Annotated in this window: 16 protein-coding genes; 3 read left to right on the top strand and 13 right to left on the bottom strand. The window is 43.4% G+C overall.

Going from position 1 to position 19,327, the window contains the following annotated elements:
- Position 1: 1 nt before the first annotated feature.
- The 10 genes from KQI39_RS00185 to KQI39_RS00140 all read right to left on the bottom strand — a co-directional run bounded on the left by KQI39_RS00185 (position 2) and on the right by KQI39_RS00140 (position 12,929).
- Complete coding sequence (locus KQI39_RS00185) at positions 2 to 2,332, bottom strand: RelA/SpoT family protein (RefSeq protein ID WP_021977279.1); 2,331 nt, start codon at positions 2,330 to 2,332, stop codon at positions 2 to 4.
- A 77-nt stretch (positions 2,333 to 2,409) separates the two neighbouring features.
- Positions 2,410 to 2,934, bottom strand: coding sequence for an adenine phosphoribosyltransferase (locus KQI39_RS00180; protein ID WP_021977278.1), 525 nt, complete (start codon positions 2,932 to 2,934; stop codon positions 2,410 to 2,412).
- Positions 2,935 to 3,081: 147 nt separating this feature from the next.
- Complete coding sequence (recJ, locus tag KQI39_RS00175; RefSeq protein ID WP_216415658.1) at positions 3,082 to 4,800, bottom strand: single-stranded-DNA-specific exonuclease RecJ; 1,719 nt, start codon at positions 4,798 to 4,800, stop codon at positions 3,082 to 3,084.
- 178 nt (positions 4,801 to 4,978) lie between these two features.
- Positions 4,979 to 7,402 carry a protein translocase subunit SecD gene (gene secD / locus KQI39_RS00170; RefSeq protein WP_216415656.1) on the bottom strand — a complete coding sequence of 808 codons (2,424 nt, stop codon included), beginning with the start codon at positions 7,400 to 7,402 and terminating at the stop codon, positions 4,979 to 4,981.
- Positions 7,403 to 7,417: 15 nt separating this feature from the next.
- Entirely contained in the window at positions 7,418 to 8,782 is a 1,365-nt protein-coding gene (gene scfB / locus KQI39_RS00165; protein WP_216415654.1) for a thioether cross-link-forming SCIFF peptide maturase, read from the bottom strand.
- A 143-nt stretch (positions 8,783 to 8,925) separates the two neighbouring features.
- Entirely contained in the window at positions 8,926 to 9,066 is a 141-nt protein-coding gene (gene scfA, locus KQI39_RS00160; protein WP_015524633.1) for a six-cysteine ranthipeptide SCIFF, read from the bottom strand.
- 82 nt (positions 9,067 to 9,148) lie between these two features.
- Positions 9,149 to 9,499 (bottom strand): TIGR04086 family membrane protein, encoded by a 351-nt coding sequence (locus tag KQI39_RS00155; RefSeq protein ID WP_148446517.1) that lies wholly within the window; start codon positions 9,497 to 9,499, stop codon positions 9,149 to 9,151.
- 55 nt (positions 9,500 to 9,554) lie between these two features.
- On the bottom strand, positions 9,555 to 11,201 hold the full coding sequence (locus KQI39_RS00150; protein ID WP_173762324.1) for a hypothetical protein: 1,647 nt from the start codon (positions 11,199 to 11,201) through the stop codon (positions 9,555 to 9,557).
- A 208-nt stretch (positions 11,202 to 11,409) separates the two neighbouring features.
- The gene (locus tag KQI39_RS00145) at positions 11,410 to 12,003 is read right to left on the bottom strand and encodes a YdcF family protein (RefSeq protein ID WP_148446521.1); all 594 of its coding nucleotides are present in this window, start codon (positions 12,001 to 12,003) and stop codon (positions 11,410 to 11,412) included.
- Positions 12,004 to 12,164: 161 nt separating this feature from the next.
- Positions 12,165 to 12,929, bottom strand: coding sequence for an N-acetylmuramoyl-L-alanine amidase (locus KQI39_RS00140; protein WP_148446523.1), 765 nt, complete (start codon positions 12,927 to 12,929; stop codon positions 12,165 to 12,167).
- 192 nt (positions 12,930 to 13,121) lie between these two features.
- Between KQI39_RS00140 and KQI39_RS00135 the strand changes: the two genes are divergently transcribed.
- From KQI39_RS00135 to KQI39_RS00125, 3 genes are all read left to right on the top strand, one after another.
- Positions 13,122 to 14,099 (top strand): ABC transporter substrate-binding protein, encoded by a 978-nt coding sequence (locus KQI39_RS00135; RefSeq protein WP_216415651.1) that lies wholly within the window; start codon positions 13,122 to 13,124, stop codon positions 14,097 to 14,099.
- 89 nt (positions 14,100 to 14,188) lie between these two features.
- Positions 14,189 to 15,103, top strand: coding sequence for an ABC transporter permease (locus KQI39_RS00130; RefSeq protein WP_148446527.1), 915 nt, complete (start codon positions 14,189 to 14,191; stop codon positions 15,101 to 15,103).
- A 2-nt stretch (positions 15,104 to 15,105) separates the two neighbouring features.
- Positions 15,106 to 15,900, top strand: a complete 795-nt coding sequence (locus KQI39_RS00125) for an ABC transporter ATP-binding protein (RefSeq protein ID WP_021977269.1) — start codon at positions 15,106 to 15,108, stop codon at positions 15,898 to 15,900.
- Between the two features lie 64 nt (positions 15,901 to 15,964).
- Here KQI39_RS00125 and KQI39_RS00120 read toward each other — a convergent pair whose 3' ends face one another.
- From KQI39_RS00120 to KQI39_RS00110, 3 genes are all read right to left on the bottom strand, one after another.
- Entirely contained in the window at positions 15,965 to 16,897 is a 933-nt protein-coding gene (locus KQI39_RS00120) for a DUF5688 family protein (RefSeq protein ID WP_216415649.1), read from the bottom strand.
- A 245-nt stretch (positions 16,898 to 17,142) separates the two neighbouring features.
- Positions 17,143 to 17,607, bottom strand: a complete 465-nt coding sequence (locus tag KQI39_RS00115) for a low molecular weight protein-tyrosine-phosphatase (protein ID WP_216415648.1) — start codon at positions 17,605 to 17,607, stop codon at positions 17,143 to 17,145.
- A complete protein-coding gene (locus KQI39_RS00110) occupies positions 17,498 to 19,282 on the bottom strand; it encodes a recombinase family protein (protein WP_216415646.1) in 1,785 nt (594 codons plus the stop codon). The genes KQI39_RS00115 and KQI39_RS00110 overlap by 110 nt, the downstream gene beginning before the upstream one ends.
- Positions 19,283 to 19,327 lie beyond the last annotated feature (45 nt).

The following is a 19,327-nucleotide window of genomic DNA, read 5'->3' as shown; positions in this document are numbered from 1 at the left end:
GTCAGCCCGTTGTTCTTTCTACATCAAGAACACTTTCAACCTGACGGATCTTCTCGATCAGGGAATTTAGTTCCTGTTTACTGCATACATTAAAGGACATGGAGATCGTCGCACGTTCCTGCTTGTTGGTACGGCTGTTGATGGAACGAAGATCGATCTTCCGCTCTGTAAAGATCTTGGAAATATCTACCAGAAGTCCGGTACGGTTGTTTGCGTAAACCTGGATCTCTGCCTCATATTTCTCAGAATCAGCCTTATCCGGCATCTGCCACTCTGCCTCAATGAGACGTTTCCGGTCGATCTCCGGCATATTGAGGACATTCACACAGTCCGTACGGTGAATGGTGATTCCTCTTCCTCTTGTGACAAATCCCACGATCTCATCTCCAGGGATTGGACTGCAGCATTTGGAAAAGCGGACTGCCACATCGTGGATACCTTTTACCACAATGCCACTCTTGCTCTTGGCAATGTGCAGCTTCTCCTGTGACTCGGAAGCAGCTTCCAGAACCTGCTCATCTGTAAGATTCTTCTTGTGCTCCCGCTCATAGGCTTCTACCAATTTATTGAACACCTGGCCTTCCTTCAGGCCGCCATGTCCGATAGCTGCCAGTACGGAATCCCAGTCACGGAAACCGTATTTATGCATTACGGATTCCATATACTGCGGCTTGGTGTACAGGCCTGGTTTAAATCCTTTGGTCTTGGCATACTGATTCAGCATGTCCTTACCTTTCAGGATATTATCTTCTTTCAGTTCTTTCTTAAACCACTGGTTGATCTTGTTCTTAGCCTGTGTACTCTTTACAATCTTCAGCCAGTCACGGCTTGGGCCCTGAGAATTCTGAGATGTGATGATCTCAATACGGTCGCCGTTTTTGATCTTGTACTCAATAGGAACCAGTTTACCATTGACTCTGGCACCTACCATCTTATTTCCTACTGCACTGTGCACGCTGTATGCAAAATCGATTGGTGTGGAACCATTGGGGAGAGTTTTGACATCACCCTGAGGCGTGAAACAGTAAACACTGTCTGCAAAAAGATCCAGGTCGTTTTTCAGAAGGCTCATGAACTCCCGGTTATCGGACATGTCTCGCTGCCACTCCAGGATCTGGCGCAGCCAGTTCAGCTTCTCCTCCTCGCTCTTGCCAGGTTTCTTGCCATCGGAAGTTTCCTTATATTTCCAGTGGGCTGCAATACCATATTCTGCGGTTTTATGCATTTCGAATGTACGGATCTGGATCTCGAAAGGCTGTCCGTTGGGGCCAATCAGTGTTGTATGCAGAGACTGATACATGTTGGCTTTCGGCATTGCGATATAATCTTTAAATCTACCCGGGATCGGCTTGTACATCTCATGGATAACACCAAGTGCTGCATAACAGTCTTTTACGGTGTCCACAATGATACGCACGGCAAACAGATCATAGATCTGGTCAATGGTCTTGTCCTGGTTGACCATTTTCTTATAAATACTGAAGAAATGTTTCACACGGCCATCCACCTGCGCCTTGATGTTGGCATCTTCCATGTGCTGCTTTACCTGCTTCACAATAGAATTGACAAACGCTTCACGGGCACTTTTACGAAGGGCTACTTTTTCTACAAGGTCATAATAAACATCTGGTTTCAGATATTTAAGTGAAAGATCATCCAGCTCTACCTTGATCTTGGAAATACCAAGACGCATGGCAATGGGAGCATAAATATCCATGGTCTCTCTTGCCTTCTCCTGCTGTTTCTCCGGTCTCATATACTGCAGGGTACGCATATTATGAAGACGGTCTGCAAGTTTGATCAGGATAACGCGGATATCCTTGGCCATCGCAAGGAACATCTTCCTTAAGTTCTCAGCCTGAACCTCTACCTTATCCTTGGAATAGGACAGCTGTCCCAGCTTGGTAACACCATCTACCAGAAGTGCTACCTCAGAACCGAATTCCTTTTCCACTTCTTCATAAGTCATCCAGGTATCTTCTACTGCATCATGAAGAAGACCTGCCACAATGGTCTCCTTATCCAGCTCAAGATCCGCAAGGATGATCGCTACACAGAGAGGATGAATGATATAAGGCTCACCAGATTTACGTTTCTGATCCTTATGTGCCTCACTAGCCACTTTATAGGCCTTTTCGATCATGGAGATATCTGTGGACGGATGATATTTCTTCACGCTTTTTATCAGCTCCTGATAAAGAACCTCAGGGCTTGTAAAATCATGCATGGATTTCACCGCCGCATCTGCCTTCCGGACAGATTCCATTTTTTCTTTTTCTTCTTCCTTCTGTATTTCAATGTTCTGTTTTTCCGTATTTTTTGTCTCTGCCATTAAATCCCACCTGCCTGTGCACAATTTCATACTGCCGTATGACTACAACAGTTCACATCCCCTTCCACCGACAAAAATTACTTTCCGTCGTAGCAGATCACAGATGCTACATCATAGCCTTTCAGACGCTCACGTCCTTTCAGGCCTGCAAGCTCCATGAGGAAAACAACTTTCACAACGATGCCGCCAAGCTCTTCCACAAGCTTAATAGCTGCTTCCACGCTTCCGCCTGTAGCGATCAGGTCATCTACGATTACAACCTTCTGTCCTGGCTTGATAGAATCCTTATGCATCTCGATCGTTGCACTTCCATATTCCAGATCGTAAGTTCTGGAAATGGTCTCACATGGGAGTTTTCCTGCTTTACGTACCAGAACGAATGGTTTATGAAGATTGTATGCGATCGGCATACCAAAGATAAAGCCTCTGGATTCAAGACCTGTGATCACATCGAAATCTACACCTTTCAGACAGTCCTGCATGGAATCAATCGCAAGCTGTAATCCATCCGCATCCTGGATAACACTGGTAACGTCACGGAAAATAATCCCTGGCTCTGGAAAGTCCGGGATACTTCTTACATATTCTTCTATTTTTTTCATAATAACCTCCAATGGTTTAATTTGTCAATCAGATGATAGATAGTATAGCACTTTTTCTGTAGGGAATCAATGTGCAACCCGACAGAACTCGCAGAATTCCGACAGGCTTTGGATTGCATATTGCCCAGTGTACAGCCGAATCTCCTTTTATTCCGTAAGATAATTTCGGATCACAATCTGCAAAGTCTCTCTTCCCTGGTATCTGTTGATCTCCGGATAATAGGTTACCGCAATAGAGCTGCTGTTTTTTACCTGATTTACAAATTCATCTGCTTCTCCAAAATAGACCGCTTCCATCACACAGCCGGTGCTGTCTGAGAGCTGAAGTTTGGCCACATTCCTATTTTTACCAAGAACACGACTGCTTAAAACACGAAGTCCTTTCTGGGCAAAAATCGGCTTGGTATTTCCTTTTCCGAAAGGTTCCAGCAGGGATATCTCTTCCACAAGCTCCTTATTAATATAGGAAACCGGCATCGGCACATCGATAACGATCTTTGGCATCAGATCTTTTTCTGTCAATGTACAGTTTTCGTTTAACCGTCTGCGAAATTCTTCCACATTTTCTTCTTTGATGGATAATCCTGCAGCCATGGGGTGACCTCCATACTGTTCCATCAGATCACCGCATTTTACCAGTTCCTCAAACATGGAATAGCTTTCTATGGAACGGCCGCTGCCCTTTACCATTGTTTCCCCTTTTGTCAGAACAAAGACCGGTTTATTGTACTTTTCCCGGATACGTCCTGCGATAATTCCGGCAAGACTTTCGTGACAGTCCGGTAAATAGATCACAAGAACACGGTCCTGTCCGATTTCTGTCTCTTCCACAATACGGATCGCTTCTTCTTTTCCTTCTTCGGTAAGAGCTTTTCTGCTCTGATTCAACGCGGTCAGATCACCGGCAAGTTTTGCTGCTTCCTCTTCCGTCTCCGCGCAGAGAAGTTTCAAAGAGCGTGCAGCGGTATCCAGTCTTCCGCTGGCATTGATACATGGCCCCAGCACAAATCCTACATGATAAGCAGTAATCGGCCCATCCTCCAGACCGTTGGCACGGATCAGTTCACGGAGGCCTTTGTTGGAAGTGTGAGAAAGTCTTCTCAGCCCTTCTTTTACAAGGATACGGTTTTCTCCCTGAAGATCCATGACATCTCCTACTGTGGCAATGGCCCCCAGTTCCAGAAAGCCCTCCAGCTCTTTTGAGGGAATACCACATGCTTCATAGAGAGCTGTCACAAGTTTCAGGGCAACCACTGCCCCGCAGAGTCTTTTTTCCGGGTAGTTACAATCCGGCTGTTTTGGATTTACAATGGCGTCGGCCGGCGGAAGGATCAGCTCTCTTCCATCTTCCGTTTCTTTATAGGGAATCTCATGATGATCGGTTATGATCACTGTCATTCCTTTTTCCTTTGCCATCGCAATTTCATTGTATGCTGCAATCCCGTTATCACAGGTAACAATTACATCAATCCCGTCATTCACTGCTCTTTCAATCAGGTGCTCATGGATTCCATATCCATCAGCCACCCGGTCCGGAATGTATGTATCTGCCAGTGCACCTACTCGCTTCAGTCCTTTAATGAGGATGAACGTGGACACTACGCCATCAATATCATAATCTCCGATAATACGGATACGCTTTTTTTCTTTTATCTTGTTTCGCAGGATCTCCACTGCTTTATCCACATCTTTCATTAAATGCGGAGAAGCCAGTTCTTTTACTGTTCCGTGAAGGTATCTGCGGATCTCCTCTCTGTCCTGTACATCACGGTTCCGGATCAGTCTGGCGATCACCGGATCGATCCCGAACTCTTTTCCAATTGCCGCAAAATCCGCCCGTTTTGCAGCAACAACCCATCGTTCCATGTTGTTTCCTCCTTGATGCTCTGCCGCTTTCTTCCTTCAAAGCGACACAATAATAATATTGTAACCCATAATCCTGCATGGCTGCAAGTTTTTTGTTCCGCACAAAAAATGCCACAAAAAAACGTTCCGCCGGGAAATTATCTTTCCCGGTACGGAACGTTTCTGTTATCTGGCAGTTTTATTCAGATTTCTCCTCATCATTCTGCTGTTTTGCTGCTTCCTGCGCTGCAAGGCGGTCTGCAACTCTTTTACGGTTTTTCTTCTTTGGCTGCTGCACTGTCGGCTGGCCAGATGGCTGTTTAGCCTTTTTCTCAGATTTCTCAGGGGAAGTCTTAACGGATGCTGCTGCAGCTGCCGGTGCGGCAACGCGGTTCTTTCCGAAAGTCTTCATGGTGTACCACAGAGCACCTGTGATGCATACAGAAGAATATGCTCCACCGATGATACCTACCATCAGAGGTGCTGCAAATTCTTTAATAGAGGAAACACCCATCACATAAAGAATTGCGACCATTACAAATGTTGTCAGAGATGTGTAAATGCTTCGTGTCAGAGTTTCTGTAACACTGGCGTTTACGATCTCTTTCAGTTTCTCATCTTCAACTTTCTTTCTGCCCTTCATATTCTCACGGATACGGTCGAAGATAACGATGGTGGCATTGATAGAATAACCTACAATCGTCAGCATACACGCGATAAATGTATTTCCCACAGATGTTCTGGAAATAACATAAAATGCAAGTACAACCAGGACATCATGAAGAAGTGCAAGTACCGCACTGCTTGCAAAGCGGATATCCTTGAAACGGAACCAGATGTAAAGAAGCATGAAGATCGCAGCTACGATAACGGCTACGATAGCATCTCTTCTCATCTCATTGCTGACGGTAGCGGAAATATTCTCAGATGTGATCAGGCTTGTGTCTACATCAAAGTTTTCTTCCAGTGCCTTGTTCAGTGCTTCACGTTCCTTAAGGTCCAGAGAACGTGTTTTGATCACTACCTGATTGGTTCCCTGAACTTTGGTCGGCTGTACGTTCTTATCTCCTGTCACGGCCTCAACAACCGGTGTTACCTCAGAGTCGATCTCTTTGATATCCATCTCTTTGTTGAAAGTTACATTGGTAGAAGTACCGCCGGAGAACTCCAGGCTGTAATTCATGGCTTTGTCACCGATCACATTGCTGTGAACCAGCATTCCCACAGGCCCGCAGAGGATCAGGATAATGGAAATGGTAAAGAAGATCTTTCTCTTTCCAACAAAATCCACAACCTTACGCTCTTTGGCAACGCCGTAGAATTTCGGATCACGGATACCAACTGCGTATACTGCATTGATGACAAGTCTGGACACAACCAGTGCTGTAAACATGGAGATCACGATACCCATTGCCAGTGTATAGGCAAATCCCTTAACGGAACCGGAACCCAGCCACATCAGCACGCAGGCTGCGATCAGTGTTGTGATGTTTCCATCAAAAATAGCGGAAAACGCTTTGCCAAATCCGCTCTTGATCGCTGCATGGACCGAAAGACCTGCTGCGATCTCCTCACGGATTCTGGCGTAGATGATAACGTTGGCATCCACCGCCATACCAATGCCCAGGATGATACCTGCAATACCCGGAAGCGTAAGGGTGATATCAAAGGCATTCAATGTGATCAGCATTAAGGTTGTATAAAGAACCAGTGCAACAGATGCAACCAGTCCAGGAATACGGTATGCGATGATCATGATCAGCATAACGATCACAAGGCCGATCGCTCCGGCTTTCACACTTGTAGCAATAGCTTCCTCACCAAGCTGTGCAGCAACTACACTGGAACGAAGCTCAGTAAGCTCAAGGCTTAAGGAACCAATTCTTATGTAAGAAGCAAGGTTCTGTGCCTCTTCGGTACTTGCCATTCCGGTGATCTGTGCTTTTCCACCGGAGATCTCCTCATTTACATTCGGAGCACTTAACACCTGATTGTCATATACGATTGCGATCTGCTTGCCAACATTTGCCTTGGTAGCTTCCGCAAATTTGGTTTTTCCATCTTTTGTAAGAGTCAGGCTGACTGCGTATTTCTGGGAGCTTGTGGATGAATCCTGATATGCACCTCCCTCAGCATCTGCAACGTCTGTACCTTCCAGTACAACAGAGCCGGCCTTCTGGATATCCTCAATGCTTCTTGCAAGGACATATCCGCTCTCGCTGTTTCCTGTTGTAAAGTTCTGGTTTCCGTCTGCATCTGTCTGATCAATGAAATACAGGGAACCTGGTTTTCCAAGTTCCTCCAGGATCGCATTTGCATCTGATACTCCCGGAATCTCAATGGTAATACGGTTGGAACCTTCCTGATACGCCTGTGCCTCAGTACTGTACTGAGAAACACGCTGCTGCATCTTGTAAACAGTATCGGACATGTCTTCCTTGCTCGGATTGCTGTCCTTAGCCTGGTATGTGATGCTGACACCGCCGGCAAGATCAAGTCCGGTGTTGATGTTCTTAGCCGAACCTGTACCTGTAGGGCCAATGCCTACCGCAGCCACATAGCAGAAGAATACTGTGACAATTGCTGTCAGAAGCAGCACTGCAATTCCTCTACTTTTCTTCATTTTCTTTTTCCTCTCTTATTCCGCCAAAGCGGCTTTTATCATGATAGCGCACTCCACACGCTTCCTCTGGAGTTCGCATCCGATCTTATAATTCCCCCGGATATCTCCGCCGAAATGATAACCATTTGCCGCACAGCCACCGCTGCAGTAGAATCTGGCAAAACAGTCTTTACAGTCCGGTTTTGTGTAGACGTTACATCTTCCGAAATCTTTTACGATTTCAGGTTTTGTGATTCCCTCGTCTACATTACCCATGAGGTACTGCTCCTCACCGACAAACTGGTGACATGGATAAAAATCTCCCCACGGTGTGACAGCCAGGTACTCGGTTCCTGAGCCACATCCGGAAAGACGTTTGTATACACACGGACCACCGGTAAGGTCGATCATAAAGTGGAAGAAGTTGAATCCTTTTCCCTCTTTTTCTCTTTTGATCATTTCTTTTGCAAGAATGTCATACTGTTCCAGGATCTGAGGAATATCCTCCTCACGGATGGCATACTCTTCTGTATCTGCTGCTACAACCGGCTCCACAGAGATCTGTTTGAAGCCAAGGTCAGCCAGATGAAGAACATCCTGGGAAAAATCAAGATTATGATGGGTAAAGGTTCCTCTTACATAATACTTGTCCTGATTTCTGGACTCCGCAAATTTCTCGAATTTCGGCATGATCAGATCATAACTTCCTGCACCTTTACGGAACGGGCGCATGTAATCATGGACTTCTTTTCTTCCGTCCACACTTAAAACTACATTTCCCATCTCTTTGTTACAGAATTCCATAACCTCATCATTTAAAAGAACGCCATTGGTTGTCAGTGTGAAACGGAATTTCTTATTATGAAGCTTCTCCTGCTCTCTTCCATATTTCACAAGATCCTTTACAACCTGCCAGTTCATAAGCGGCTCGCCGCCAAAGAAATCCACTTCCAGATTCTTTCTGGAACCGGAATTGGCGATCAGGAAATCCAGTGCCTTCTTTCCAACTTCAAAGGACATCAGCGCACGTCTTCCATGATACTCTCCTTCTTCCGCAAAACAGTATCTGCATGCCAGATTACAGTCATGGGCAATATGAAGGCAGAGAGCCTTTACAACGGTCTGACGGTTCTTGGTAAATTCGTCAATGATATTCTCATAAATATCCTTTGTAAAAAGCATTCCCTGTTCCTTTAGCTTCTTACATTCAGTTACTGATGTTTCCACATCTTCTTTCTTAAAACGGTCGCCAAGCTTCTCGGCAATAGCATCCGTTTCCATGCCTTCTTCCAGATACGGCAGTACCTCGTAGGTTACTTCATCTACAAGGTGGATACAGCCGCTGTTGATGTCCAGCACGATATTATATCCATTACTCTGATAACGGTGAATCAGACTCATCTTCCCGCAATCCTTTCTAAAAATCTTTTATAACCCGACAAAACGCGCCCTCCGGCGCGTTTTGCTGGATACCTGTTACTTTCAGATAAAACAAGTGAAGCAGCGGGTCTCCCGCTGCTTTCCACTCATTCAACGGCTGCTTCTTATTTATGCTCGCAGCTCTGGTTTCCTACTGTACAGGAAGTCTTGCAAGCAGACTGACAGGATGTCTGACATTCACCACATCCACCCTTCTTAACCGTGTTCTGAAGGTTCTTTGTATTTAATGTCTTGATATGTTCCATGATATATCCTCCTTTATGTATTCTATTCTCCGCCTAGTATAGCATAAAATTGTCGATTTTCAAAGCATTTTTTTGCAAGCTTTTACGACAGCATTCCCCCGATGGCTCCACCGCCCAGGCACATAAAAAAAGTAGTCACTGCATGAGCAAAAGTCATATCCCATTTTCCCTGTGCCAGAAAAGATACTAAAAGCAGAAGAACATAATAAGAAAGCCCTGTAACGATTCCCCACAGGTAACGGTTCTTACGCATAATTTTACCGGCTGCCAAACCTCCGGCCAGGCAGGATGCCACATAAATAAAAACGGTTCCCGCAGCTGCCGCTCCCTCTCCCAGTTCAAACTGAAAAAGAAGAAAAGCCAGTAACAAAAGAAAAATTCCTGTCAGTCCGTAAGCCAGCAATAGTGACCATAACACTGTTTTTACACGCATAAAAAGCCCTCCCAGTCTCATTATACGGGAGGGCTTCTGCTCTTATTCTTGTTATTTATTTCTTTCTCTTTTTAAGAAATACCACCACGCCGGCTACAACTGCCGCTGCCACAAACAGGATCACAAACGGAAGAATCTGTGTCGTATCTCCGGTATTTACCTGTTTCTTGGATTTCGCCTGTGAAGACTGATCTTCGGACTCACTGCTCTCCGTATCGTTCTGTGAAGAAGAGTCTGTCAGCTCTGCAGTTCCGGAAGACAGATCTTGGGACGTATCCATTTCATCTGTACTTTCACTGCTGTCGCTGGAGGTATCCACAGAACTGCTTGCTCCTGTATCTGAGGATGAAGTATCCGCTGCCGGTGTCACTGTCACACTGCTGTCACTTCCAGCATCCGGTCCTACCAGAGATTTACTTCCTGCAATACCGAACGGGCTGAAGGAATGTGTACTAAATGTCATAGTATCTCCGTCAACACTTGGAATGATCGTTTCCATAGCGCCATTGTCAAGAAGATGCTCAATAGAATATGTATAGCCTGCTTTTACCGGCACGGTTACGCTGATGTACTCACCATCCGGAATTTTATACTCTGTATTCTTCTGTGTATCCCAGAGCTCAAATTCATAGGATTTAAAAATAGCCGCATCTTCTTCGTTTGTGAACTGATAATCATCTCCGCCGGAAACACGGAACTGTACATACCATGGAAGATCTATACCGGATACTGTAATTCCATCACAGGTATGATTCTGCTGTGCAATCGCTTCCATCTCTGTCTCTGTAATGTCTGTAGCTGCATTCTGTGGACGTTTATCTTCCGGCTCATCTTTTCGGTCAAAGATATTATCTGTATTTTCATCCGGATTTTCCGTTATTTCCGGAATCTCTGTTATTTCAGAATTGTTCTCTTTTTTATTATTGTCAGTGTCCTCTGTATTATCGCCTGTATCACTGGCTGCCGGTGTCACAGTTGTCTCAGCAGTTTCTTCCTCTTTTTCTTCTGTGTTCTGGCTGTCATCTTTCTGAACCGGTGTTACCGTAATATCCGGAACTTCTGTTACCTCCGGATCTTCCTCATTCTTATCCTCCTCAGCCGGATCTTTCACATCTGTGGAAGAATCTGAATTTTTGTCTGTACTGCTGTCAGCGGAAGAACTGTCACTGGAAGAATCCTCCTGATCTGCATTCTCATCCTTACTGTCCTGCTGTGTCTCTTTGTCAGAAACATCTTTGCTGTCTTTATCACTGTTTTCTGTGTCATAAGATTCATCAGACTGAGAAGAATCTTTCTGTTCATCATTATCGGTATCTTCCGATGCGCTGTCCAGGCTGCTCACAACAACTGTCACATATCCGGTAAGAGTCCCGGACGCACTGTCCCACCCTGGAAGTCCGGAAAGATCTGCACCTGCGGAAGGTTTAAATACAACTTCACAGGACTGGACCCGTTTCTGTGGGACATAAGAACCATCAACCCAGGAAAGTGTTCCATATTCATTCGATGGAAGTGCGACATTCGCCAGAGCTGTAGGAGTGTCAATCGTAATATTATCCGGAATCATGGCTCCTGTCTCAATCCCGGAAGAACTGCCCGCATATGTCGGAAAAGCCTGTCCACCGATTAAAGTCATAGACAACGCCGCTGCCGCCAGTATTGAAAAGCTTCTGCCAAAAGTATTCTTTGTATTCTTTTTCATAATAATCTGCACCTCTATATTCAAAATCTTCGTTTTATATCTGATTTTTTTCTGAAAATTCTTCTATATAAAATATCGAACGCATTTATCACGCGCCCGAATCAATATTTCTCCAAAAATTAATATCTTGTTAATCTTTCGTAACAGATATTTCGTTTTTTCGTCAAAAGCATTATAACACAATTCTTTTTTTTACGACACCCCCAAATTAATTTTTTTTAAGCATCAGTGAAAACTGTTTGATTATTCGTGTTATTTCCCCCATTACCTCATCAATTCCTTCATTTGTCTCACTCCATGTGCTTTTATCTATCGAATCCACACAACATGGAACTACAAAGAATTTTGTATCCGGATACAGCATTTTGTAATACATCAGCGCACGTCTTGCATGACAGGTTTTACAGCAGAGAATCGCCTTCTGAATATTCAGCTGTTCTCTGTCTGTTACCTGTCTGGAATAAATTGCGTTTTCATACGTAAATGTAGCCTGATCTTCTTTCAGAATCATTTCTTCCGGTACTCCGTTTCTCATAAGAACATCCCTGAGAAATTCCCATTCCGTCCCGTATGTTCCTCCATAACATTCCTTTTTATCCAGCACCCCGGCAAATTTTCCCACAGTAATGCTGTATCTACCACTTGGCAAAATCTTCTGCGCCAGTCCTTTCCGGTACAGTTCGGCCGCTTTTTCTGCCATCTGCGGATATCCGTTTCCCGGAACAAAAATTATGTCCGCTTTTTCCGGCAGATCCTCCACAAATATAAAATCTTCGATCTGTTTCAGAAATTCCTCATACATTTTGTGCGTTTCCTTCCTTATTTGTGTATTTTTAACGGAATCCTAACGCCAAGCATTCATTCCGCTTTTTTCTCATATCATATCAGCTGTATCATAGCACTCTTTTTTATAATACGCACCAGCAGATTGTAAAACTCACATCTACGATCCTATTCCCGGCATTATTTTGTTACAATCACAGTACTGTATCCACTGTCTCTGAGACGCTGTTCCATATTCACTGCATTTCCAAGCTGCATATATGCGCCTACCTGAACTTTATAGAGATCATTTTCTTTCAGAATAAAAGCCGGAAATCCCTGGTCCGTCAGCTGGTACAGCATCCGGTCCGCATTTTCACGATTACGAAAAGCGCCTGTCTGTACACGGTAATACAATGGTGCATCTACGGTTTCCTCATCCAGCGTCCCAAGAATTGCATCTGCAATACTTCTGGCGATTTCTTCGAATTTCTCATCAAAAAGCTGATTGTCTTTTTCTGAATTGATAAATCCGGTTTCTATCAGAAGTGCCGGCATTTTTGTTCTGCGAAGTACAACAAGTCCAGGACGTTCTTTTACTCCCAGTTCCTGAAATCCCAGTTCACCAAGAGCGCCTTCGATGTTCTGCGCCATCTGATACTTGATTCCTTTTTTATCATATACCAGAACCTCCACACCATTGTATTGCTCAGATTCCGGACTGCTGTTTCTGTGAAAAGAAATAAAATAATCCGCACCAGATTCATTTGCCAGCCTTGCTTTTTCAAAAGGAGTCTGATAAATATCAGTAGTTCTTGTATAAACTACATCCACACCCTTATCCTCCAGTATTTTTCCCACAGCAAGCGTAAGTTTCAGATTATCGTCTTTTTCTTTACGCTCTTTATAAACAGCTCCTGGATCTTCCCCGCCATGACCAGCATCCAGAATAATCTTATACGCCATATTTTTCTCCTCGCAATACCTTCCGTCATAATAGGATATGAAAATATTTTTTCTCTGTGCATAATTTTTCTTATCAACGTATTTTCACATTAATTCTTCTTGACTTTTAAGCGTTAAAGCGTTATACTAACACAATCAGTGTTGCATTTATAAAATTAAAAAATGCAATTATATCGTGAGGAGGAAATGAATATGAAAAAGCGTGTTTTAACAGCTGTACTTACCGCAGCTCTCGTAACCGGAACCTGTGTTGCTACTGTAAGTGCAAAAGAAGAAAAGACTTATACCATCGGTATCTGCCAGCTGGTTCAGCATGACGCTCTGGATGCGGCAACCAAAGGCTTTGAGGATGCCATTACCGAAAAGATGGGTGATTCCGTAAAATTTGATGAGCAGAATGCACAGGGTGATTCCAATACCTGTTCTACTATTATCAACAGCTTTGTTTCTGAAGGAACTGACCTGATCCTTGCAAATGCAACCGCATCTCTTCAGGCTGCTGCTGCCGGAACTTCCGATATTCCGATCCTTGGAACAGCCGTTACAGAATACGGTGTGGCTCTTGGAATTGATGATTTCGACGGCACAGTAGGCGGAAACATTTCCGGTACTTCTGACCTTGCTCCACTTGATGAGCAGGCAGATATGCTCCATGAGCTTTTCCCGGATGCAAAAAATGTCGGACTTCTCTACTGTTCCGCAGAGCCGAATTCCCAGTATCAGGTAGATACTGTAAAAGATGCTCTTGAGAAGCTGGGTTATACCTGTGAATATTATGCATTCTCTGATTCCAACGATCTTTCATCCGTTGTTACCACAGCTGCCAATGACAGTGATGTGATCTATGCACCTACAGATAATACCGTAGCATCCAATACTGAGATCATCAATAACATCTGTCTTCCGGCAAAGGTTCCGGTAATCGCTGGTGAAGAAGGTATCTGCCAGGCATGTGGTGTTGCAACACTTTCCATCAGCTACTATGATCTTGGATACAAAACCGGCGAAATGGCAGTCAGCATTCTTCAGGATGGTAAAGATATTTCCAAAATGCCGATTGAATATGCACCAAAATTCACAAAAGAATACAACAAAGACATCTGTGACGAGCTTGGTATTAAAATTCCGGACGGATATGAAGCAATCGAAACAGAAGAAACAGCTGAATAATCAGTAAAAAAACCTATTATACACTGATACAGCGAGAAGGGTTCTCCCCTTCTCGCTGTTCGTGCATAAAAAAGAGGAGGATATTTAACATGCAGATTATGAGTTTATTCACTGCACTTCCCGGAGCAGCCGCACAGGGACTTATCTGGGGAATCATGGCAATCGGCGTATATATTACGTTCCGTATTCTTGATATTGCGGATCTTACCGTAGATGGAACTTTATGTACCGGCGGTGCTGTATGCATTATGATGATGCTTAGCGGACACAACGTATGGATATCCATGCTGGCTGCAACAGGTGCCGGACTTCTGGCAGGACTTGCCACCGGTATTTTTCACACCTTTATGGGGATCCCGGCCATCCTTGCCGGAATCCTGACACAGCTTTCCCTTTATTCCGTAAACTTAAAAATCATGGGAAAAGCAAACCAGGCGATCAATGTTGATAAATTTAATCTTCTGGTATCTCTTCGACGTGTTAAAGGTGTTTCCCTGACACAGAACACTCTTTTTATTGTAGCCATTATGATCGTTATTCTGATTGCGATTCTTTACTGGTTCTTTGGAACAGAGCTTGGCTGTTCCTTACGTGCTACCGGATGTAATCCAAGCATGTCCCGTGCACAGGGTATCAACACCGACCGTAACAAAGTCCTTGCTCTGATGCTTTCCAACGGACTGGTTGCTCTTTCCGGAGCTCTTCTTACACAGTACCAGGGATTTGCGGATATTAACATGGGACGTGGTTCCATCGTTATCGGTCTTGCTGCCGTTATCATCGGTGAAGCAATCTTCAGCCGTATTTTCCGCAACTTTGCACTGAAGCTCTTAAGTGTTGTATTTGGTTCCATTCTTTATTATCTGGTACTCCAGGTTGTTATCTGGATGGGAATTGATACGGACCTTCTGAAAATGCTTTCTGCCCTTGTTGTTGCACTGTTTCTTGCATTTCCATACTGGAAGGGCAAATATTTTACAAAAGCCAAACAGGGAGGTAAATAATCATGCTGAAACTGATTGATATACATAAAACATTTAATCCGGGTACTATCAATGAAAAAGTTGCCTTAAATGGAGTGGATCTCCATCTGAACGAGGGCGATTTTGTTACTGTTATCGGTGGAAACGGTGCCGGTAAATCCACTATGCTGAATGCAGTTGCAGGTGCCTGGCCTGTAGATTCCGGAAAGATCATCATCGGTGGAACTGATGTCACAAAACTTTCCGAATATAAAAGAGCTGCTTACCTTGGCCGTGTATTCCAGGATCCTATGACCGGAACCGCAGCTACTATGGGTATCGAAGAAAACCTTGCCCTTGCAAAACGCCGCGGAAAATCCCGTCTTCTCCGTCCAGGTATTACCCGTCAGGAACGGGAAGAGTATCACGAGCTTCTGAAGATTCTCGGTCTGGGCCTCGAAGACCGTCTTACTTCCAAAGTCGGCCTTCTCTCCGGCGGTCAGCGCCAGGCTCTGACTCTTCTGATGGCAACCTTAAAAAAGCCTCAGCTTCTTCTTCTGGATGAACATACCGCAGCTCTCGACCCAAAAACTGCTGCCAAAGTCCTTGAGATCACTGATATGATTGTAAACCGCGATCACCTGACAACCATGATGATTACTCATAACATGCGTGACGCTATCACTCATGGCAACCGCCTGATCATGATGTGGGAGGGAAAAATCATTCTGGATATCCAGGGTGAAGAAAAGAAAAAACTTACCGTTAAAGATCTTCTTGATAAATTCGAAGAAGCCAGCGGCGAAGAATTTTCCAATGATTCCGCTCTTCTCAGCTAACATTATATATTAAGAAAACCAGGTTGGAATTTTATTTCTGCAGTAAATTCCAGCCTGGCTTTTTTTATTCCAGTTCTACCGAAAACTCACCGGTTCTTCGGCTGTACCGATAAATAGAAGATGTCAGATAATCTTCCGGAGGCGTTGCTTTTTTGATTGTATCCATAAGAACATCCTTCAGGTCTTCCGGATAAACCATATCCGCACTATGTACCATCACTTCATGAACACTGGTAAATACAAGATACAGATCCGCTTCCATCAGCTCCGCAAGACGTCTCGCCACTCCCGGAAGAAAAATTGCAGCTGCACCATTGGTGCGTTTTTCCGTGCTGAGACAGTTTCCTGCAATTCCTTTATTTGGCTGATAAGTTTCCAGAAGGTCCATAAAATTATCTCCTGTATAGGTTTTATCAAACAGCATTTTTTCCCAGTGGTAGATTCTGGGCGGACTGATAAAATAGGTGTTTACAAGGGCAGCCTCAAAAACAGCATCCGGATCTTTTCCCCACTGTTCTGGAAAATGTTTCTTAATTTTCGTACTCAGGATATAGCCGTCTTTTTCACCTGCCAGATAATACAGAACCAGTGCAATATCTCCGACCTGATGATAAATCGTGTCTTTTAATACCTCCCCGTTCCGCTCTGCACTGAGAAGACGGATAAAAAGTTTTCCTTTGATTTTTTCATAGTCTTCCAGATCATTTATATCGCAGACCACACTGGTTTCATCTGCTTTTTTTATCTCACAGACACAGTCATGGACAATATTATTCAAGTTATGCTCCTGACAATATCGTTCATAAAGTTCTTCTGTATGCAGACCACATATCTTTTTTGCTTTCTCAATATGTCTGCATTCCACAAAAATCCTGTCCCCTGTACATCCATATTTTTCCCCTTTTTTCGCAAAGTAAATCTCATCTTCTTCCAAATCCATAGCAGCAAGAAGAAGCTTTCTCAGATCTGTGACAAAAGTTTCATAGCCTTTTTCCATATTAAATTTTCCTTTCTGTGAGACAATGCGGACGAATGTCCTGATTAGAATGAGTATTTTACTTGAAATACTCCCTGTAGAAAACAGATTTCTCTGCCAGATTTGAGTTGTCTGCTGTATGAAACAGTATAAAAGATGTTTCTGTATTTGTAAAGAAGTTTTCATCGACAGAAAAAGCAGCTTCCGCTGCTTTGTACTGTCAGATTTTTGATATCCTTTTGGATTTTATGTCTTTATTTCCGTATTCAGTGATAAATTTCTCCCTGTTCTGTCAGATATTTCAGAAATCCATCACAACCTTCCATTACATCCTCATAAGTCTCATCAAAATTTCCTGTATACCACGGATCTGCGATGTCTCTTCCAGTTCCCGCAAAAGTAAGAAATTTATAAATCTTTCCTTCCGGATCATTTCTCAGCATCCGGTTCAGATTCCTTATATTTGCAGTGTCCATACCAATAATATAGTCGAATTTATTATAATCCGCCCACGTGATCTGTTTCGCTCTGTGCGGAATCAGTGGGATTCCCACTTCACGAAGTTTATTAACAGTTCCTCTGTGCGGCGGATTTCCAATCTCCTCGGTACTCGTCGCAAAACTATCGATTATAAACTGCTCTCCAAGACCAAGCTCCTTCACTTTGTAGGTAAAAACACTCTCGGCAAGAGTTGATCTGCATACTTTCCCTATCAAACGGTACAATTTCATTCTCTGTTATACCTACTCTGCTTAATTCTTCTGAATCATACTCATCCATAGGCACTACATGGAATCTTGTATCTGTTTTATCAATGAAAAGAACGGCTCCTGCTACCCTGTCTAAAGTTACAAATATGTCATTATTACTCAACACTATAATCTTTTTAATATGCTCTGTAATAAACTGGATCTTTTTCTCTTCCACCATAGTCTGATCCTCATACAATGCCTCTATTTCTTCATCAATATTCGCTATGGTATCCTCAATAGCTTTAATGTCTGGATTGACCTCCTGTGCTTCTAATAGAGCTTTCTGTTTCTCCAGTTCATTGTCCAGTTCTACAGATTTACTTTTAAATTCTGCTTTTGTAATAAGTCCATCTGTATAAAGATCTATGAGATTTCCTCTCTTACGCTCCAGATCTGCCATAGCCTTTTCTACTGCCTCATTATCCGTAGGAGTAGAAAGCTGATCCTTAAGATCCTCCAACCATTTTAAGGTTCTTCTTTTCAAGAGATTCTTGCTATACTCTATTGTACTGTAATCTAAAAGCATATCTGCCATTTCCACCAGATACTTATTGAGTTTTACTCCTGACACTGTAGCCGGATCACTACAGGCTAATTCTCCTCTTCCTATCTTACCACTGCAATACCATTGTGCATAGTTCTTGTATCCGTGTTTTCTTCCCTCTTTAGTCTTATATGAGCCTTTTGACATATGTTTCCAGAGCACTCTACCGCAACATCCACAAAAGATTTTCCCACTGAGAGGAGTAGTACCATTTCTTTTCCCTCTTCTTCCTGAGTTTCCTTTATTCCTGTGGCTCTGGATCTCAGCATTTACATTATCCCAAAGCTCCTCTGACACTATAGCCTCATGATCGTTCTTTATAATTACCCACTCTTTCTCAGGTTTCTCAATGATTTCCTTACTCTCAAAGTCTCTATGATGTCTGTTTAAGATCACCCAGCCTTTGTGCATCACATTTTTTACAACTCTGCCAATTACCTCCTCAGTAAACAGATTTCCTTTCTGGTTTCTGTATCCCTGTTCATTGAGAGCATTTCTAACTTTACGAATACTATGGAGCTCACTATAGAGCTCATACATCTTTCTTACCACTTCCCTCTGGCTCTCATCTATCACCCATTTACCCTCGACAATCTTATACCCGTATGTCTGACCATTTCCCATAGCAGATACAGGCTCTCCAGCTCTTGCTTTTGCAATTCTTCTTTTATTAGCATTGTTGAGCTTTTTACTGAGATCTCTTGAGTATTCCTCCGCTAAAATAGCTTTAATCCCTGTTATAAGAGCATCCTCTGAGGGCTCGTAAAATTTATTATCCATATAGAGGAACAGTCTTTTCTTGTTTTTATTCAGCAGATCTGTAAATCTATACCAGTCAAAAGTATTTCTTTGTAACCTGTCCTGAGACTTCACAACGACAATCTCAAACTTATCCTGTTGCATATCAACTAAGAGCTTTTTATATGCCTTTCTACCATCTGTTTTAGTTCCGCTCTTTCCCTCATCCACATAACCATCTATCAGCTTCCAGCCTTTAGAAGCAATCACATCTTTGCACTCCTCAACCTGTTTGGGTAATGCTTTTAGCTGTTCCTCCTCAGCAGTAGACACTCTGGCATAAAATACCGCTCTTAATTTCTCCTGTACCATCCTGTTTCCTCCTGTTCTTTGCTCATTACTCAGTTTATAAGTAAT

The organism is Blautia sp. MSJ-36, from assembly GCF_018917985.1.
Lineage (GTDB): Bacteria > Bacillota > Clostridia > Lachnospirales > Lachnospiraceae > Blautia_A.
Note: the sequence above shows the minus strand (reverse complement) of the source record. Positions and strands in the feature narration are given on the sequence as shown.

What these genes read in the sequence shown, in the direction of transcription:
- KQI39_RS00185 (WP_021977279.1), bottom strand. Translation starts at nt 2,332, where the DNA reads ATGGCAGAGACAAAAAATACGGAAAAACAGAACATTGAAATACAGAAG.
- KQI39_RS00180 (WP_021977278.1), bottom strand. Translation starts at nt 2,934, where the DNA reads ATGAAAAAAATAGAAGAATATGTAAGAAGTATCCCGGACTTTCCAGAG.
- recJ (WP_216415658.1), bottom strand. Translation starts at nt 4,800, where the DNA reads ATGGAACGATGGGTTGTTGCTGCAAAACGGGCGGATTTTGCGGCAATT.
- secD (WP_216415656.1), bottom strand. Translation starts at nt 7,402, where the DNA reads ATGAAGAAAAGTAGAGGAATTGCAGTGCTGCTTCTGACAGCAATTGTC.
- scfB (WP_216415654.1), bottom strand. Translation starts at nt 8,782, where the DNA reads ATGAGTCTGATTCACCGTTATCAGAGTAATGGATATAATATCGTGCTG.
- scfA (WP_015524633.1), bottom strand. Translation starts at nt 9,066, where the DNA reads ATGGAACATATCAAGACATTAAATACAAAGAACCTTCAGAACACGGTT.
- KQI39_RS00155 (WP_148446517.1), bottom strand. Translation starts at nt 9,499, where the DNA reads ATGCGTGTAAAAACAGTGTTATGGTCACTATTGCTGGCTTACGGACTG.
- KQI39_RS00150 (WP_173762324.1), bottom strand. Translation starts at nt 11,201, where the DNA reads ATGAAAAAGAATACAAAGAATACTTTTGGCAGAAGCTTTTCAATACTG.
- KQI39_RS00145 (WP_148446521.1), bottom strand. Translation starts at nt 12,003, where the DNA reads ATGTATGAGGAATTTCTGAAACAGATCGAAGATTTTATATTTGTGGAG.
- KQI39_RS00140 (WP_148446523.1), bottom strand. Translation starts at nt 12,929, where the DNA reads ATGGCGTATAAGATTATTCTGGATGCTGGTCATGGCGGGGAAGATCCA.
- KQI39_RS00135 (WP_216415651.1), top strand. Translation starts at nt 13,122, where the DNA reads ATGAAAAAGCGTGTTTTAACAGCTGTACTTACCGCAGCTCTCGTAACC.
- KQI39_RS00130 (WP_148446527.1), top strand. Translation starts at nt 14,189, where the DNA reads ATGCAGATTATGAGTTTATTCACTGCACTTCCCGGAGCAGCCGCACAG.
- KQI39_RS00125 (WP_021977269.1), top strand. Translation starts at nt 15,106, where the DNA reads ATGCTGAAACTGATTGATATACATAAAACATTTAATCCGGGTACTATC.
- KQI39_RS00120 (WP_216415649.1), bottom strand. Translation starts at nt 16,897, where the DNA reads ATGGAAAAAGGCTATGAAACTTTTGTCACAGATCTGAGAAAGCTTCTT.
- KQI39_RS00115 (WP_216415648.1), bottom strand. Translation starts at nt 17,607, where the DNA reads ATGAAATTGTACCGTTTGATAGGGAAAGTATGCAGATCAACTCTTGCC.
- KQI39_RS00110 (WP_216415646.1), bottom strand. Translation starts at nt 19,282, where the DNA reads ATGGTACAGGAGAAATTAAGAGCGGTATTTTATGCCAGAGTGTCTACT.